This is a genomic window from Rugamonas sp. DEMB1 (assembly GCF_029834475.1).
Taxonomy (GTDB): domain Bacteria; phylum Pseudomonadota; class Gammaproteobacteria; order Burkholderiales; family Burkholderiaceae_D; genus Rugamonas; species Rugamonas rubra.
Genome location: NZ_CP122407.1, coordinates 1914055 through 1930237, shown reverse-complemented (window position 1 = coordinate 1930237; position 16183 = coordinate 1914055). Strand labels below are relative to the sequence as shown.

At 65.4% G+C, this 16183-nt stretch carries 14 protein-coding genes and 3 pseudogenes; 1 reads left to right on the top strand and 16 read right to left on the bottom strand.

Annotated elements, in window-relative coordinates:
- Positions 1–27: 27 nt before the first annotated feature.
- Positions 28–868 (top strand): annotated as a pseudogene (gene panC / locus QC826_RS08845) (pantoate--beta-alanine ligase).
- 111 nt (positions 869–979) lie between these two features.
- Here panC and QC826_RS08840 read toward each other — a convergent pair.
- From QC826_RS08840 to flhD, 16 genes and pseudogenes are all read right to left on the bottom strand, one after another.
- Positions 980–2188, bottom strand: coding sequence for an EAL and HDOD domain-containing protein (locus QC826_RS08840; protein WP_279765246.1), 1209 nt, complete (start codon positions 2186–2188; stop codon positions 980–982).
- A 175-nt stretch (positions 2189–2363) separates the two neighbouring features.
- Positions 2364–3011 carry a protein phosphatase CheZ gene (cheZ, locus tag QC826_RS08835; RefSeq protein ID WP_279765245.1) on the bottom strand — a complete coding sequence of 216 codons (648 nt, stop codon included), beginning with the start codon at positions 3009–3011 and terminating at the stop codon, positions 2364–2366.
- 2 nt (positions 3012–3013) lie between these two features.
- Positions 3014–3403: a chemotaxis response regulator CheY gene (gene cheY, locus QC826_RS08830; RefSeq protein WP_008450066.1), complete on the bottom strand. Its 390-nt coding sequence runs from the start codon at positions 3401–3403 to the stop codon at positions 3014–3016.
- 126 nt (positions 3404–3529) lie between these two features.
- Positions 3530–4600, bottom strand: coding sequence for a chemotaxis response regulator protein-glutamate methylesterase (locus tag QC826_RS08825; RefSeq protein WP_279765243.1), 1071 nt, complete (start codon positions 4598–4600; stop codon positions 3530–3532).
- Positions 4601–4688: 88 nt separating this feature from the next.
- Positions 4689–5289, bottom strand: a pseudogene (cheD, locus tag QC826_RS08820) (chemoreceptor glutamine deamidase CheD).
- A gap of 12 nt (positions 5290–5301) precedes the next feature.
- Positions 5302–6162: a CheR family methyltransferase gene (locus QC826_RS08815; RefSeq protein WP_279765242.1), complete on the bottom strand. Its 861-nt coding sequence runs from the start codon at positions 6160–6162 to the stop codon at positions 5302–5304.
- A 137-nt stretch (positions 6163–6299) separates the two neighbouring features.
- Positions 6300–8021: a methyl-accepting chemotaxis protein gene (locus QC826_RS08810; protein ID WP_279765241.1), complete on the bottom strand. Its 1722-nt coding sequence runs from the start codon at positions 8019–8021 to the stop codon at positions 6300–6302.
- 162 nt (positions 8022–8183) lie between these two features.
- Positions 8184–8672 (bottom strand): chemotaxis protein CheW, encoded by a 489-nt coding sequence (locus QC826_RS08805; RefSeq protein ID WP_279765240.1) that lies wholly within the window; start codon positions 8670–8672, stop codon positions 8184–8186.
- Positions 8673–8698: 26 nt separating this feature from the next.
- Positions 8699–10896, bottom strand: a pseudogene (gene cheA, locus QC826_RS08800) (chemotaxis protein CheA).
- A 45-nt stretch (positions 10897–10941) separates the two neighbouring features.
- On the bottom strand, positions 10942–11307 hold the full coding sequence (locus QC826_RS08795) for a response regulator (protein ID WP_093387152.1): 366 nt from the start codon (positions 11305–11307) through the stop codon (positions 10942–10944).
- A gap of 71 nt (positions 11308–11378) precedes the next feature.
- The gene (locus QC826_RS08790; RefSeq protein WP_279765239.1) at positions 11379–11927 is read right to left on the bottom strand and encodes a chemotaxis protein; all 549 of its coding nucleotides are present in this window, start codon (positions 11925–11927) and stop codon (positions 11379–11381) included.
- A 48-nt stretch (positions 11928–11975) separates the two neighbouring features.
- Positions 11976–12908, bottom strand: coding sequence for a flagellar motor protein MotB (gene motB, locus QC826_RS08785; RefSeq protein WP_279765238.1), 933 nt, complete (start codon positions 12906–12908; stop codon positions 11976–11978).
- A gap of 52 nt (positions 12909–12960) precedes the next feature.
- Positions 12961–13821 (bottom strand): flagellar motor stator protein MotA, encoded by an 861-nt coding sequence (gene motA / locus QC826_RS08780; RefSeq protein ID WP_093387159.1) that lies wholly within the window; start codon positions 13819–13821, stop codon positions 12961–12963.
- 182 nt (positions 13822–14003) lie between these two features.
- Complete coding sequence (locus QC826_RS08775) at positions 14004–14792, bottom strand: class I SAM-dependent methyltransferase (RefSeq protein ID WP_279765237.1); 789 nt, start codon at positions 14790–14792, stop codon at positions 14004–14006.
- 61 nt (positions 14793–14853) lie between these two features.
- On the bottom strand, positions 14854–15399 hold the full coding sequence (gene flhC, locus QC826_RS08770) for a flagellar transcriptional regulator FlhC (RefSeq protein ID WP_093387165.1): 546 nt from the start codon (positions 15397–15399) through the stop codon (positions 14854–14856).
- A 68-nt stretch (positions 15400–15467) separates the two neighbouring features.
- Positions 15468–15785 (bottom strand): flagellar transcriptional regulator FlhD, encoded by a 318-nt coding sequence (flhD, locus tag QC826_RS08765; RefSeq protein ID WP_093387167.1) that lies wholly within the window; start codon positions 15783–15785, stop codon positions 15468–15470.
- Between the last annotated feature and the right edge of the window lie 398 nt (positions 15786–16183).

Sequence of the window (16183 nt, the reverse complement as noted above, 5' to 3'; positions counted from 1 at the left end):
CCATCTAGTCCATCGCGAAAGCCTGCCATGAAAATCATCTCCTCCATTGAAGAACTGCGCGACCAACTGAGCGGCCAACTGCGCACCTCCTTCGTCCCCACCATGGGCAATCTGCACGAGGGCCACCTGTCGCTGATGCGCCTGGCGCGCAAGCACGGCGACCCGGTGGTCGCCTCGATCTTCGTCAACCGCCTGCAGTTCGGCCCCGGCGAGGACTTCGAGAAGTATCCGCGCACCTTCCAGGCCGACGTCGAGAAGCTGGAAAAGGAAGGCGTCTACGTGCTGTTCGCGCCGACCGAGAAGGACCTGTACCCGGAGCCGCAGGAGTTCCGCATCCGTCCGCCCGAGGGCCCTGGGCAACACCCTGGAGGGCGAGTTCCGCCCCGGCTTCTTCACCGGCGTGACCACGGTGGTGATGAAGCTGTTCGCCTGCGTCCAGCCGCGCGTGGCCGTGTTCGGCAAGAAGGACTACCAGCAGCTGATGATCATCCGCAACATGAGCCGCCAGTTCGCCCTGCCCACCGAGATCATCGCCGCCGAGACCTACCGCGCCGAGGACGGCCTGGCCCTGTCGTCGCGCAATATGTATTTGTCGGCGCCGGAGCGCGCCGAGGCGCCGGCCCTGTACCGGGCGCTCAACTTCGTCGCCAGCGAGATGCGCGCCGGCCACCTCGACATCTACCAACTGGAACACCAGGCGATGGACGAGCTGGCCAAGCGCGGCTGGAATCCGGACTACATCTCGATCCGCAAACGCATCGACCTGCAACCGCCGAGCGCCGGCGACCTGGCCCAGGGCACGCCGCTGGTGGTGCTGGCCGCGGCCAAGCTGGGCGGCACCCGCCTGATCGACAATCTGGAAATCTAAGCGGCGCCAACAAAACCCAGCGTAGCAAGCGGCGCGGCGCGAGGGTCAGACCCTAGGGTCTGACCCTGGATCGACGCCGCTGGGTTCGACGATGGCGCCCAGCCAAGCCGGCTAGCTCGCCACGTTCTGCGCCCAGGCCAGCGCCGACAGGTGGGCCTGGTTGACTTGCTGCGGGCTCAGGCCGAGCGAATGGGCCAGCGCCGCCACCAGCGTCGAGTTGAGCTCGCAGGCCTCGGCCAGCGCCAGATAGGGGCCGTACTTGCCGCCCCGCGTCAGCAGCGCCGCCACCACGTCGTCGGACAGCTGGATCGCCTCCAGCACCCGCTCCATCGGCATGCCGAGCAGGCGGTCGAGCAGCGAGAACATGCCGGCGACGAAGATGTTCTCCGCCTCGCCCTTGCCCAGCGCGGCCAGGCCGAGCAGCTCGGCCAGGCGGCCGCGCACCACCGCCGTCTCCAGCAGCACCGGCGAGTAGCCGTTGCTGCTGGCGGTGGCCAACAGCAGGGTCAGCCAACGGTACAGCGGCGAATAGCCCAGCAGGGCCAGCGCCTGGCGCAGCGACTGCACCTCGCGGCCGGCGCCGAAGCCGGCCGAATTGATGAACCTCAACAGCTTGTAGGACAGCGTGGCGTCGCGCTTGAGCACCGCCTCGATCTGTGCCGCGTCGGCGTTCTGCCGCACCATCTGCATCAGTTGCAAAATGACGGTCTGGGCCGGGTTCATGCCCTTGACCGCGCTGCCCGGACGCGGCGTCAGGTGCAGCTTGCCGACGAAGGCGTCCAGGCCGAGCGCGGCGCAGGCGTCGAAGTCGGCCCAGTTGCCCACCGGCCGGCCGACCATCCGCACCGCCGCCTGCCGCAGCGCGGCGTAGTTGCGCGCCTGGGCCGCCACGTCGGCGCCGGTGAAGCGCACCTCGACGTGCGAGGCGACGCCGGCCAGGCCCTTGCCGAGCTTGGCCAGGTCGGCCTCGCGCAGCAGGATGCCGACGCCGCCGGCGCGCAGCGCCCGCACGGCCGCCAGCGTGGCCGGGTCGGCCAGGGTGGCGGTCTGGATCGACAGCACGGTGTGTTCGGGGGGCATGTTGTGCAGCGCGTCGGTCGACAGCATCGCCGGCACCGCCTGCAGGAACAGGGTCTTGTCGCGCAGCAGCCAGCCGGTGTCGGGATGGTTGACCTGGCCGGCGACGAAGCCGACCAGCGCCTCCAGGGCGGCCGGCGCGGCCGCGCCGGGCGCGCCGTCCTGCCAGCTCAGCTCGTAGCCGAGCACCCGCTGTTGCGGATCGAGCAGGGGTTCGCGGACGAGGAAATTGGTGTGGTGCATGGCGGGCGCGGCGTTCGAGGTCCGGTGGACTACCCTGCTGGCACGCGGCGGGCGCCCCGCTGGCGGGCCACCTGCACCGCGGACTCGCCACGGCCGCCCTGCGGCGGCCGTCCGCGCCGCCCCCAGCAGGGGAGCCGGCGCGGGCCCCGCCGGGGCGGGGGCGACGCGATCCTAGTTAGAAGCCGAGACTGTCGAGCAGGTCGTCGACCTGCCCCTGGTCGGCCACAACGCCCTCGCCGGCCGGGTCGATCTGCGGACCGTTGAGCAAGCCGTTGTCGATTTCCTTCTTCAGCTGTTCCGGCGCGAAGTCGATCAACATCTGCACCAGTTGCTGCTCCACGTTCTGGGCGATCGAGGTGACCTTCTTGATCACCTGTCCCGTCAGATCCTGGAAATCCTGCGCCATCATGATGTCCATCAAATGCGACTTGGTGCCGCCGGTGTGCGCGCTCGTCGCGCCCAGCGTGGCGATGGTCTGCTGCGCCAGCGCGCGCCAGTCCTGCTCGCCGGCACCGTTGGCCAGCAGCGTCTGCCAGGAGCTGCTCAGCTGCTTGGCGTCGGCGCCGATCTGGTCCTGCAGCGGGCCGGCCGCGTCGGTGGCGTTGAGCACCTTCTGCGCCGCGTCCTCGCTGAGGCGGGCGACGTACTCGAGGCGGTCGCGCGCGTCCGGCATGTCGGAGGCGGCCTTCTCGATCAACTTGTCGAGGCCGAGGCCGCGCAAGTTCTCGTGCAGCGCCCGCGTCATGTGGCCGATGCGCGACAAGAACTCCTCGTTCGGCTCCACCATTGCTGCCTGCATGGCGCCGTTGTCTTGCTCGGCCATCGTCAAGCTCCGAGTTTTTCGAAGATCTTGTTCAGCTTTTCATCCAGCGTGGCCGCCGTGAATGGCTTGACGACATAGCCGTTGGCGCCGGCCTGGGCCGCCGCGATGATGTTTTCCTTCTTCGCCTCGGCGGTGACCATCAGCACCGGCAGCTTGGCCAGCGCCGGGTCGGCACGAATGTTCTGCAACATGGTCAGGCCGTCCATGTTCGGCATGTTCCAGTCGGACACCACGAAGTCGAACGATTCCGCGCGCAGCTTGGCCAGCGCCATGACGCCGTCCTCAGCCTCGTCGACATTGGCATAACCCAGTTCTTTCAACAGATTCCGGACGATGCGGCGCATCGTCGAAAAATCGTCAACAACTAAAAATTTCATCTTTGGATCAGCCATGAATTACTCCGTTGTTTCTTCTTACGCGGTTGTTAATAGTGTCTACAATTGCCAGCAAGTTGTAGGATAGCATTTTCGCTGCCCCGGGGGCGAACAAAGTAACAGGAAAACGTCGGCGATCGTGTATTAAACACGCAAAGCGCGCATGCCGTGTGCCGCCAAATAGCCCAGCACCATGCCCGGCAGCGCCTGCAGCGCGCCGACCTCGTGGGTGGCCCCCACGGCGATGGCCTCGCGCGGCATGCCGAACACCACGCAACTGGCCTCGTCCTGGGCGAAATTATACGCCCCGGCGTTCTTCATCTCCAACATGCCGAGGGCGCCGTCCTTGCCCATGCCGGTCAGGATCACGCCGACCGCGTTCTTGCCGGCGCACAGGGCGGCCGAGCGGAACAGCACGTCGACCGAGGGGCGGTGGCGGTTGACCGGCTCGCCCTGGTCGATCTTGGTCATGTAGTTGGCGCCGCTGCGCGTCAAGGTCAGGTGCGAGTGGCCGGGCGCGATGTAGGCGTGGCCCGGCAGCACCCGCTCGCCGCCGGCCGCCTCGCTCACCGAGATCTTGCACAGGCTGTCGAGGCGCTTGGCGAAGGAGCGCGTGAAGCCCTCCGGCATGTGCTGGGTGATCAGGATGCCCGGGCAGTCCGACGGCATCTGCATGAGGAACTCGCGGATCGCCTCGGTGCCGCCGGTCGAGGCGCCGACGATGATCAGCTTCTCCGACGAGGTCAGGGGGTTGCGCAGCTGCGGCAGCTGGCCGGCGGCCACCTCGCCCGGCTGCGGCAGCGTGCGGGCGCGGATGCGCGCCTTCGAGGCGGCGCGGATCTTGTCGGCGATCAGCTCGGTGTATTCGCGCATGCCGGACTGGATCGAGATCTTCGGCTTGGTGACGAAGTCGACCGCGCCCAGCTCCAGCGCGCGCATGGTGATCTCCGAGCCGCGCTCGGTCAGCGAGGAGACCATCACCACCGGCATCGGCCGCAGGCGCATCAGTTTTTCCAGGAAGTCGAGGCCGTCCATCTTCGGCATTTCGACGTCGAGCGTGAGCACGTCGGGGTTGGTCTGCTTGATCAGCTCGCGCGCCACCAGCGGGTCGGGGGCCACGCCCACCACCTCCATGTCGGGTTGGCTGCTGATAATTTCGGTCATGACACTGCGGATCAGGGCGGAGTCATCGACGATCAGGACTTTGATCTTCATAGCGCTACTTTCTTATTCTGGTTCAAATACGGCCCGCCGCCCACGCGGCGCGCCACAAACTGGCGGGCGGCGCGGCCGCCCGTTCCGGCTAGAACAAATCGATCTCGCCGCCGACCGGCGCCTTCTTGAGGCGGCTGGCGTAGTCGAGCTCGCGCTTGGCCAGCGTGTCGTTGTGCGCCTGCATCAACTTCTTCACCAGCACCTTGCCGCTGCGCGGGAAAAAGTAGACCTTGCGCGGGTGGATGTCGTTGAGTGTCCTCGGCGACCACGCGGATCTTCTCGACCTTGAGGAAGTTGAGCACGAAGGCGGCGTTGCGTTCGCCCACGTTGATGGCGGTGAAGCCCTTCAACACGGCGCCGCCGCCGAACACCTTGGCCTCCAGGTTCTCGCGCCGGGCGCCGGCCTTGAGCAGGTCGTTGATCAGGATCTCCATGGCGTAGGTGCCGTAGCGCGCCGAGGCCGACACCGGGCTGTTGGTGTCGCTGCCGCCGTCGGGCAGCATGAAGTGGTTCATGCCGCCCAGGCCGGTGACGCGGTCGCGGATGCAGGCCGACACGCAGGAGCCGAGCACGGTGACGATCAGCATGTCCTTGTTGGTGAAATAATACTCGCCGGGAAGGATCTTGGCGGCATCGCAGTCGAACGTTCTATCGAAATAGACGTTGGTGGCAAATTGTTCGAGGTCCATGTCGTAGTCTCATTAGCGGTGCGACGTTGCTTTTTGGCCCGCGCCGTGGTCCAGCTCGTAGACCGTCTTGCCGCGCAGTTTCAAGGACTCCGAGACGTACAGGAAATTCTCCGAGTGGCCGGCGAACAACAGCGCGTCCGGCTTCATCAATGGCACGAAACGCGCCAGGATCTTGCGCTGGGTCGCCTTGTCGAAATAGATCATCACGTTGCGGCAGAAGATCACGTCGAACTGGCCGCTGATCGGCCAGCTGTCGCCCAGCAGGTTGAGCTGCTTGAAGGTGATCATCTGGCGCAGCTCGGGGCGCACGCGCACCATGCCCTCGCGCTCGCCCTTGCCCTTCTGGAAGAAGCGGCGGGCCCGCTCGGGCGCCATCTTGTCGAGCCGGTCGAGCGTGTAGACGCCGTTGGCGCCGGCCGCCAGCACGTTGGTGTCGATGTCGGTGGCGATGATGGTGACCGGCGGCGTCAGCGTGTTGAAGGCCTCGCACACGGTCATGGCGATCGAATACGGCTCCTCGCCGGTGGAGGCGGCCGAACACCAGATGGTGATCGGGCCGCTCAGTTTCTTGACGTGCTCGGCGAGCAGCGGGAAGTGGTGCGCCTCGCGGAAGAAGGAGGTCAGGTTGGTGGTCAGGGCGTTGGTGAAGGCCTCCCACTCGTCGCCCAGGCGGCCCGCCTCGAGGTCGTCGAGGTACTTGACGAAGGACGAGATGCCGGTGGCCCGCAAACGCCGCGCCAGGCGGCTGTACACCATCTCCTGCTTGCTGTCGGCCAGCGAGATGCCGGCCCGCTTGTAGATCAGGCCGCGCACTCTTTCGAAGTCCTTGGCGTTGAAGTCGAACTCTTTGACGGTGTCTTTAGATTGCGGCATTTGTTAAACCCTTATTTGATGCTGGAACAATGCCTTGCGCCTTGCGGCGCCGGCGCGCGGGGCGCCGACGTACTACGCTACTACATTACACGACTGCCGCCGGCTTGGCGGCATTAATTGCCTTAAAACTCTTTGCCTTAAAACTCTTCCCACTCGTCGCTGCTGGCCGCCGAGGCCAGCTTCTTCGGCGCGGCCTTGCCGGCCGCCGGGGCGGCGGCGCGCAGCGGCGCGGCCGGCCGCGGCGCGGCCACCGCCTTGCTGGCCGCCGGACGCGGCGCCGGCTGCGGCGCGGCCTGGCGCGGCGCGTTGCCGTCGGACGACAGCTTGAAGATGCTGACCGCCTGCGCCAGCTTCTGCGCCTGCTCCTGCATGCTCTCGGCGGCGGCGGCGGCCTGTTCGACCAGGGCGGCGTTCTGCTGGGTCATCTCGTCCATCTGGGTGATGGCCTGGTTGACCTCCTCGATGCCGTTGCTCTGCTCCTGGGTGGCGGCGGTGATCTCGCCCATGATGTCGGCCACCTGCTTGATCGAGGTGACGATCAGGTCCATGGTCTGGCCGGCCTCGTCGACCAGCTTGCTGCCGGCGTCGACCTTGTTGACCGAGTCGCCGATCAGTTCCTTGATCTCCTTGGCGGCGCCGGCCGAGCGCTGCGCCAGGTTGCGCACCTCGGAGGCGACCACCGCGAAGCCACGGCCCTGCTCGCCGGCGCGGGCCGCCTCGACGGCGGCGTTCAGCGCCAGAATATTCGTCTGGAAGGCGATGCCGTCGATGACGCCGATGATGTCGACGATCTTGCGCGAGCTTTCCTTGATCGAGCCCATGGTGTCGACCACCTGCGACACCACGCTGCCGCCCTTCACCGCCACCGACGAGGCCGACACGGCCAGTTGGTTGGCCTGGCGCGCGTTGTCGGCGTTCTGTTTGACGGTGGAGGTCAGCTCCTCCATCGAGCTGGCGGTCTGCTCGAGCGAGCTGGCCTGCGACTCGGTGCGCGAGGACAGGTCGGCGTTGCCGGAGGCGATCTCGCGCGAGGCGACGGTGATCGTCTCGGTGCCGGCGCGCACGTCGCCCACCGTCTTGGCCAGGCTGTCGTTCATGTCCTTGAGCGCCTGCAGCAGCTCGCTGGTCTCGTCCTTGCCCTCGACCACCACGTGCGAGGTCAGCTCGCCGCCGGCGACCTTCTGCGCCACCTCGACGGCGCCCGACAGCGGCCCGGTGATCGAGCGGGTGATGACGAAGGCGCAGCCCACGCCCAGCGCCACGGCGACCCCGCCCAGGCCGAACAGCATCAGCATCAAACGGGTGTCGGCGGCCACCGAGCCGTCCAGCACGTCGCGCGCGGCGGCCTGCTGCATCTCGACCATCTTGTTGATCGAGGCCAGGGTCTGGGTGTTGAGCGGGTCGATGCGGCTGGCGATGACCTTGGCCGCGCCCTCGCTGTTGAAGGCCAGCACCTGGCCGATCGCCTCCTTGAAGGCGGTGTCGACGTCCTTGTCGAGGGCGGCGATGTCGGCCAGCACCTTCTTCTCGGCGTCGTTCAGGCCCAGCGCCTTGAGCGCCTCGACCGCCGTCTCGTAGCGTTTGCGCTGGTCCTTGACCTTGCCCTCTTCCTTTTGCATCAGGCTGACGTCGGACTGCAGGCCGATGTTGCGCATCGCGATGCCGGTTTCCAGCATGGCGCTCTTCATCGCCGCCGCCTGCAGGTTCTTGGCGGTCGACAATTGCAGGCCCTTGGTCAATTCGGATTTGTTGCTGTAGTTGAGGAAGTTGGCCGACAACACCATCGCGACCAGAATCAGCAAAATGATCCCGAAGCCGATTCCCAGACGTGCACCAATTTTAAAGTCGCGTAAGTTCATTGTAGTCTCCCCTTGATATGCCAGTATGCCGCTAGTTTTTGTGTGTCCGCCGGGTGCTGCTCGCGGACCCCGTGCGCCGGATCGCCGTCCGGCCGGCGCCGCCCTCTATGGAACGATCGCCCCCTGCCCTTGGTTGCCCTTGCCGCCAGCTGGCCAGCCGCCTCAGGCCGCCAGCATGTCGATCAGGCCCATCTCCGGGCTCGACATCAGCTTGTCGATGTCGACCAGGATCAGCATACGCTCGTCGATGGTGCCCAGTCCAATCATGTAGTCGGTGCTGAAGGCGGTGCCCATCTCCGGCGCCGGCTTGACCTGCTCCGGCGTCAGGGTGGTGACGTCGGACACCGAGTCGACCACCATGCCGACGATGCGGCCGTTGATGTTGAGGATGATGACCACGGTGAACTGGTCGTACACCGGCTCGCCCAGGTTGAACTTGATGCGCATGTCGACCACCGGGATGATGATGCCGCGCAGGTTGATCACGCCCTTGATGAAGGCGGGAGCGTTGGCGATGCGGGTGACCGCCTCGTAGCCGCGGATCTCCTGCACCTTGAGGATGTCGATGCCGTACTCCTCCGAGCCGAGCGTGAAGGCGAGGAATTCGTGGCCGGCGATTTCTTTGGCGCCGGTTGTCAGTGCGTCTGCCATGGTGGATTCCTATATGGTTGGGGCAGTCAGGAAAAAATGGTTTCGTCGGCCAGCTGGCGCGACGAGCGGATCAGCGCGGCCACGTCGAGGATCAGCGACACGCCGCCATCGCCCAGGATGGTGGCGCCGGAGATGCCGGCCACTTTGCGGTAGTTCGATTCGAGGTTCTTCACCACCACCTGCTGCTGGCCGACCAGGTCGTCGATGAACAGGCCGGCCTTGCGCCCGTCGGTCTCGATGATGACGACGATGCCCTCGGACGGGTCGGCGAAGCGCGGCGTGATGTCGAACATCTGGTACAGCGGGATCAGGGGCAGGTATTCGCCGCGCACCTTGACCACCGTGCCCTTGCCGCTGATCTCCTTGACGTCCTCGGGGGCCGGCTGCAGCGACTCGATGACGAAGCCGAGCGGCAGGATGTAGACCTCCTCGCCGACGCGGATCGACATGCCGTCGAGGATGGCCAGGGTGAGCGGCAGCGAGATCGAGATGGTGGTGCCGAAGCCCTTGGCCGAGCGGATGTCGACGACGCCGCCCATGGCGGTGATGTTGCGCTTGACCACGTCCATGCCGACCCCGCGGCCGGACACGTCGGTGACCGTCTCGGCGGTCGAGAAGCCGGGCGCGAAGATCAGCTGCCAGACGTCGGCGTCGCTCATGTTCTCGGCCAGCGGCAGGCCGTTCTGCGCCGCCTTGGCGAGGATGCGCTCGCGGTTCAGGCCGCCGCCGTCGTCGGACACCTCGATGATGATGTTGCCGCCCTGGTGGCTGGCCGACAGGAACAGGCGGCCGGCGTCGCTCTTGCCGCCGGCGCGGCGCACCTCGGGCATCTCGATGCCGTGGTCGATGCTGTTGCGCACCAGGTGGGTCAGCGGGTCGACGATGCGCTCGATCAGGCCCTTGTCGAGCTCGGTGGCGGCGCCGTTGGTGATGAAGTCGACCTTCTTGCCCAGCTTGGCGGCCAGGTCGCGCACCATGCGCGGGAAGCGCGAGAACACGAAGTCCATCGGCATCATGCGGATCGACATCACCGCCTCCTGCAGGTCGCGGGTGTTGCGGGTCAGCTGGCTGACGCTGTTGAGCAAGCGCTCGTGCTTCATCGGGTCGAGCGTGTCGACGCGCTGCTCGATCATGGCCTGGGTGATGACCAGTTCGCCGACCAGGTTGATCAGCTGGTCGACCTTCTCGATCGAGACGCGGATCGAGCCGGCCTCGGCGCCGGCGGCGACCGCCTTCTCGCCCTTGGCCGGTTTCTTCTCGTGCTCCTCGACGTGGGCGGCGACGGCGGCCGGGGCGGCCTCGGCGACGATGCCGGCGGCGGCGCGGATCTGCTCGATCGGCTCGAAGAAGCCGTAGCCGCGGTTGTCGTCGGCGCCGGCCTCGGCGCTGGCGCGGATCTGTTCGATCGGCTGGAAGAAGCCGTAGCCGACCCCGCCCACCTGGGGCGGCGGCAGCAGCTCGATCTCGTCGAAGAAGCCGTAGCCCAGGTCGGCCTCGGTCTTCGAGCGCTCGGCGTTCTCCAGCTCGGCGCGGGCGGCGTCGAGCGGCGGCAGCTCGGTCACGATCATTTGCTCGGGGTCGAGCACGAAGGAGCAGATGGCGATGATGTCGTCGAGGCTCTCGCGGGTGGTCACCACCATGGCGTTGCGGTCGTGGTCCAGCGGGGTGATGGCGACGTGGCCCATCAGGCCCAGCTCGGCGCCCAGCGCGGTCACCTCGCGGTGCACCATCACCGGCAGCTCGAGGCGGTAGCGCCGTCCGCCGCTGTGGTCGACCACCTTGGCCTCGGGCGCGTTGAAGCCGGGCGCCATCGGCGCCAGCGCCGCCACCGGCGCGTGCGCCGTCAGCGACTGCAGCATCATGCCGACGTCGGCGACGGCGTCCTGGTCGACGGCGCTGCCGAGGCGGTGGCCGTCGAGTTGCATCTTGAGGATGTCCTTGGCGGCCAGGAAGGCGTCGACGTGCTCGGTGGTGAGCGCCATCTCGCCCTTGCGGATGCGGTCGAGCAGGGTCTCCAGGATGTGGGTGACCTCGGTCATGTCGGTCACGCCGAACGTCGAGGCGCCCCCCTTGACGGAATGGGCGGTGCGGAAGACCGCGTTGAGGTTGGTCCCGGATCGGGATTGTCCAGGTCGACGGCCAGCAACAGCCGCTCCATTTCAGCCAGCAGTTCCTCGGCCTCATCGAAAAAGACCTGGAAGAACTGGCTTATATCGATGGTCATAGGGTGACTCCGTGAAGTTCGCTCGACATCATTGCACTCGCTTCATCAGCCGATGACCTTTTTGACCACCTCGATCAGTCGCTGCGGATCGAAGGGCTTGACCAGCCAGCCGTTGGCGCCGGCCGCGCGGCCCTTGGCCTTCATCTCGTCGGACGACTCGGTGGTCAGCATCAGGATCGGCACCTTCTGGTAGGTGGGCAGCTCGCGCAGCAGCTTGATCAGCTCGAGGCCGTCCATGCGCGGCATGTTCTGGTCGGTCAGCACCAGGTCGACCGCCTGCTGCTTGGCCTTTTCCAGGCCGTCCTGGCCGTCGACCGCCTCGACCACCAGGTAGCCGGCCGCCTTCAGGCTGAAGGCCACCATCTGGCGCAAGGAACTGGAATCATCCACTGCAAGTATTGTCTTTGCCATCTTTGCTCTCACTCTTTGAAATTCCGGGACAGCGGCCCCGCTCTATTAACGTTCGATCAAGGGCGCCCGGGCTAGAACAGCTCGATGTCGCCACTCTCCAGGTGTTTTTGACTGACCGCCTTGCGCAGCACGCTGCGCAACTCCAGGCTTTGAATCGCCAGCGCCATGCTGACCTTACCGAGCAGGTCGACAATTTCCTCATTGTCGCTTTCAGGCAACATCTCGGCGCCGTGGGCGCCCAGCGTGCCGAGAAATTCGCGCAAGCCGGTGACCCGTTTCAGGGTGCGGTCGATCAGCTGGCTGGTCATGTCCTGGAACTGCATGCTGGTGATGGCGGCGTTGACGTGGCCGCCCACCTGGCCCTGCAGCGCCTCGAGCTGGGCGCGCTGCTCCGGCGTCGGCGCGCCGCCCTCGAGCAACAGGCGGATGGTCTCCTGCTGGCCCTCGACGGCCTGGTGGATGGCCATGAAGTTGAAGGACAGCTTCTCGATCGCCTCCTCCAACAGCAGGCCGGTCTGGATCAGGTCGGTCTCGACTTCGGTCAGGTGCTTCTTGCCGTGGTCGGACACGCCCGACAGCAGGCGCTTGACATGTGAACCAAGGATTTTTTTTCTCGTCATAACAGTCTCGTTCTGGTGTAACAGCGCCCTCGCTGGGGGCGCGCTGCGCTATTTCCTGGCGCGCGGCGGCGCCGCCGGCGCCGCCGCGCCCTGCTCCTCGGCGCCCACTTCGATCTTGGCGCCGTCGCGCATCACGTTCTCCTCGGTCTTCTTGTTCATCACGATGATGCTGATGCGCCGGTTGATCGGGTTGAACGGGTCCAGCTTGTCGAGGTGGGCGGCGGCGGCCAGGCCGACCACGCGCAGCATCTTGGCCTCGCCCATGCCGCCGGCGATCAGCTCGCGGCGCGAGGCGTTGGCGCGGTCGGCCGACAACTCCCAGTTGCTGTAGCCGGCGTCGCTCATATAGGGCGTCGAATCGGTGTGGCCGGACAGGCCGATCTTGTTGGGCACGTCGTTCAGCACGAAGCCGATCTCGTGCAGGATGTCGCGGGTGTAGGGCTGCAGCTCGGCCTTGGCCAGCGCGAACATCGGACGGTTCTGCTCGTCGACGATCTGGATGCGCAGGCCCTCGCTGGTGAAGTCGAGCAGCAGCTGGTTCTTGTATTTCTTGAGCAGCGGGTTGGACTCGATCTTGGCCTCGATCTTCTCCTTCAACTGCTGCAGGCGGACCGCCTCCTCGCGCTCGAGCGCGGCCTTGGCGGCGCTCAGGTTGTAGGTCTTCTTGACGGCCGGGTCGTCGGCGTTGCGCACCTGGCCGTCGCGCCGGGTCAGGTCCTTGCCGCCGCCGGGAATCACCGACGAGCTGTCGCCGCTGCCCGAGCCGCCCTGCATGGCCACCTTGAGCGGCGTCTTGAAGTACTCGGAGATGCCGTTGAGGTCGCCCTTGGTGGTCGAGCCGAGCAGCCACATCAGCAGGAAGAAGGCCATCATCGCCGTCACGAAGTCGGCGTAGGCGATCTTCCACGCGCCGCCGTGGTGGCCGCCGGCGGTTTTCTTGATGCGTTTGACGATAATTGGCCGCAAGCCTTCTTCAGCCATGGCGATTCCCCGTTGTTTCCATCGTTACAAACATCATATCCCGCCGCCGCGCCTACTTGGCCTTGGATTTTTTGATGTGGTCCTCTAGTTCGGCGAAACTCGGCCGCTCGGTCGAGTACAGCACCTTGCGGCCGAACTCCACCGCCAGCGCCGGCGCGTAGCCGTTCAGGCTGGCCAGCAGGGTCACCTTGACGCACTGGTACATCTTGGTCGACTCGTCGAGCTTTTGTTCCAGCAGGCTGGCCAGCGGACCGACGAAGCCGTAGGCCAGCAGAATGCCGAGGAAGGTGCCGACCAGGGCGTGGGCGATCAAAATGCCCAGCTCGGCCGGCGGCAGGCCGACCGACTCCATGGTGTGCACCACCCCCATCACCGCCGCCACGATGCCGAAGGCCGGCATGCCGTCGCCCAGCTTGGCGATGGCGTGGGCCGGCACGGCGCCCTCGTGGTGGTGGGTATCGATCTCGTTGTCCATCAAGTTCTCGATCTGGAAGGCATCCATATTGCCCGACACCATCAGGCGCAGGTAATCGGTCATGAACTCGACGATGTGGTGGTCGTGCAGCACGCTGGGATACTTGTTGAACAGCGGGCTCTCGTTCGGACTGTCGATGTCGCCCTCGATGGACATCAGGCCCTCCTTGCGCACCTTCGACAGCACGTCGAACAGCAGCGACATCAACTCCATGTACAGCTCTTTGGTGTAGCGCGAACCCTGGAACAAGGTCGGAATGGCGGCCAGCGTGGCCTTGATCGCCTTGCCGTTGTTGCCGACCAGGAAGGCACCGGCCGCGCCGCCGCCGATCATCAGCAACTCCAACGGCTGGAACAGCGCGGCCAGGTGGCCGCCGCCCATCGCGAAACCGCCGAACACGCCGACGCAGACGATGACATAACCGATTATGACTAACAAGTGCGCTAACTCCCAAAAGTCCGAATGCGCCGCCGGTGCCGCCCGGCTCCGCGCCGGCCGGCGAGCGGCCACCAAAAAGGGGGAATTCCCCCTCGAATACGCTCGAATTCAATAAATTTACACGTGGAACTACAATAGCGTGAGAGTGGTAGCAGGAGCAAGTAAATAACGCAAAATGATGCTTAAAAGTACCATCCGTAGAGCGCCGCTCCCCCTGCTGTGGCGTGGATGGTCTTGTCGGGCGGACGCCCGACGATGGCGAATTCATAGCTGAGCAGCAGCGTGCCGGGGCGCATTTCGGCCGCCGCCTTGGCCCACAGCCGAGTCATCACGGCCGGCGACAGGTAGGCGAAGACGAGGTCGAATTGAGCGAAATCAAGTTCCTCGTAATCGCCGCGCACAAAGCGGGCGCGGCTGCCGGCCAGCGCGGCGCGCAGGCGGCTGGCCAGCCAGGGCAGCGGCGCCAGTTCGATGCCGACGCAGTCGACGTCGGCGCGTTGGCGCGCCAGGTGCAGCACCAGCCCGCCCAGGCCGCTGCCGATGTCGACCATGCGCGCCGGACCGGCCGGCAGCAGCGTCTGCACCGCCCGCCACACGGCCGGATTGGACGGGTAGTACGGCACCTGGGTGCGGAAGGTCGACCAGTACAGGCCGAGCAGGAAGAGGAAGACCAGCAGGAACAGCAGCGGCGGCAAATGCCAGGCGCTGGCGCCCAGCAGCGCCAGCGGGAACAGCAGCTGGATCGGGCGCCACCAGGCGGCCAGGCCGGCGCGCCAGCTGAGCGCCGCCGCGCAGACACCCTGCGCCAGCGCCGCCAGCAGCGGCGTGACGAGGTGGCCGCCGCGGGCCAGCAGGGTCAGCAATAAAAAGGTGGGCAGCAGCGCCAGCGTCTGCAGCAACAGGGCGCGCACCGCCGGCGCCCGCCACAGCCACGACAGGCGCGCCAGGTGCGCCAAACGCGGCCGGCGCATGGCAAAACGCGGCCGGGGACTCATGCCCGGCCGCGCGATGGGGAGATGGGGGAACGCTGGATCACGCCGCCAGTAGCGCGTCGGCCTTGGCTTTTTTGGTCTTGCCGGCGCGCGAGGGCATGTGGCACAGGCCGCAAACATAGCTGCCGTTCAAGTCCATGCAGTTGACCACGAACTTGCCCTGGCATTTACCGCAGGGCGCCAGCTCGAGCATCTTGCCGCTGAAGAAACGCACCAGGGTCCAGGCGCGGGTCAGCGACAGCATCGGCTCCTCGCCCGGCTCGGGCGGCATTTGTTCCAGGTACAGCTTGTAGGCCTTCATCACCGCCTCGACGCCGCTGGCGCCGGCGTGCTCGACGAGGAATTTGTGGATGTTGATGAACAGCGAGGAATGGATGTTCGGCTGCCAGGTGAGGAACCAGTCGGTCGAGAACGGCAGCATGCCCTTCGGCGGCGAGACGCCCTTGAGTTCCTTGTACAGCTTGAGCAGGCGTTCGCGCGACAGCGACACCTCGGATTCGAGCAACTGCAGGCGGGCGCCGAGCTGGATCAGTTCAATCGCAAGCTGGATCTCTTGCGCTTCGGACACTACACTCTTCTTGGCCATGATATCGACTCCGGGACGTTGCGTTGCGGACAGCTCACTACTCTACTATTTACGACTGGCGACCAATCTTAAACGATTTCTTCGACCGCCTGGCCGGCCATCAGGATGGCGGCGTGCGACTGGGCCAGCACGCGGTCTTTATTGTGGCTGGTCAGCATCGACAGGATGGCGCTGTCGTCGAAGCGGAAGCGGGCCAGCATCATGTTGCCGCCGGCCAGTTTCAGGATCTGGGCGTTGCTCATGCCCTCGATCAGGTCGGCGATTTCGGCGGCGAGGCCCAGGCGGAAGATGGCGGTCACCTTGTCCGCGCGGATCATTTGCTGAGCCAGCATCAGGTAGCTCAGGTTGGCATCGCGAATCTCAGCCATCATGTCGTTTGCAGTCATTTCCATCTCCTCAATCCGTTGCGGTGTATTCACTTCGGAACACGTTTGCGTTTCCAGTGAGATACATTCTGCTTGAGCAACAAAAATGCGAGAAGAGGTGGGGAGCTGTATTTTCCGTCGGGAAATAGCGGATGCGACCTGTCGGTGTTTGTCTTACAAACACTCGCAGATTGCTTGCCGACGCCCTAGCGGCGCGGATATTTGGTGGTCTGGCAGCTTCAAAAATGGCCTTTGGCACGTACAACTTATTTGATTTAAGTCGACTCTTTTTTGCTACGTCTGACTCTTTAACGACACCTTTTTCAGGAACTTTAGGGTTGGAGCGAAATATTTTTGAAAATTTTTCGATTTCCCTGCCTGTCGTCCGAAGAACCGGGGGGATTCAACCTCAACCCATT

What these genes read in the sequence shown, in the direction of transcription:
- QC826_RS08840 (WP_279765246.1), bottom strand. Translation starts at nt 2,188, where the DNA reads ATGCACCACACCAATTTCCTCGTCCGCGAACCCCTGCTCGATCCGCAA.
- cheZ (WP_279765245.1), bottom strand. Translation starts at nt 3,011, where the DNA reads ATGGCCGAGCAAGACAACGGCGCCATGCAGGCAGCAATGGTGGAGCCG.
- cheY (WP_008450066.1), bottom strand. Translation starts at nt 3,403, where the DNA reads ATGGCTGATCCAAAGATGAAATTTTTAGTTGTTGACGATTTTTCGACG.
- QC826_RS08825 (WP_279765243.1), bottom strand. Translation starts at nt 4,600, where the DNA reads ATGAAGATCAAAGTCCTGATCGTCGATGACTCCGCCCTGATCCGCAGT.
- QC826_RS08815 (WP_279765242.1), bottom strand. Translation starts at nt 6,162, where the DNA reads ATGCCGCAATCTAAAGACACCGTCAAAGAGTTCGACTTCAACGCCAAG.
- QC826_RS08810 (WP_279765241.1), bottom strand. Translation starts at nt 8,021, where the DNA reads ATGAACTTACGCGACTTTAAAATTGGTGCACGTCTGGGAATCGGCTTC.
- QC826_RS08805 (WP_279765240.1), bottom strand. Translation starts at nt 8,672, where the DNA reads ATGGCAGACGCACTGACAACCGGCGCCAAAGAAATCGCCGGCCACGAA.
- QC826_RS08795 (WP_093387152.1), bottom strand. Translation starts at nt 11,307, where the DNA reads ATGGCAAAGACAATACTTGCAGTGGATGATTCCAGTTCCTTGCGCCAG.
- QC826_RS08790 (WP_279765239.1), bottom strand. Translation starts at nt 11,927, where the DNA reads ATGACGAGAAAAAAAATCCTTGGTTCACATGTCAAGCGCCTGCTGTCG.
- motB (WP_279765238.1), bottom strand. Translation starts at nt 12,908, where the DNA reads ATGGCTGAAGAAGGCTTGCGGCCAATTATCGTCAAACGCATCAAGAAA.
- QC826_RS08775 (WP_279765237.1), bottom strand. Translation starts at nt 14,792, where the DNA reads ATGCGCCGGCCGCGTTTGGCGCACCTGGCGCGCCTGTCGTGGCTGTGG.
- flhC (WP_093387165.1), bottom strand. Translation starts at nt 15,399, where the DNA reads ATGGCCAAGAAGAGTGTAGTGTCCGAAGCGCAAGAGATCCAGCTTGCG.
- flhD (WP_093387167.1), bottom strand. Translation starts at nt 15,785, where the DNA reads ATGACTGCAAACGACATGATGGCTGAGATTCGCGATGCCAACCTGAGC.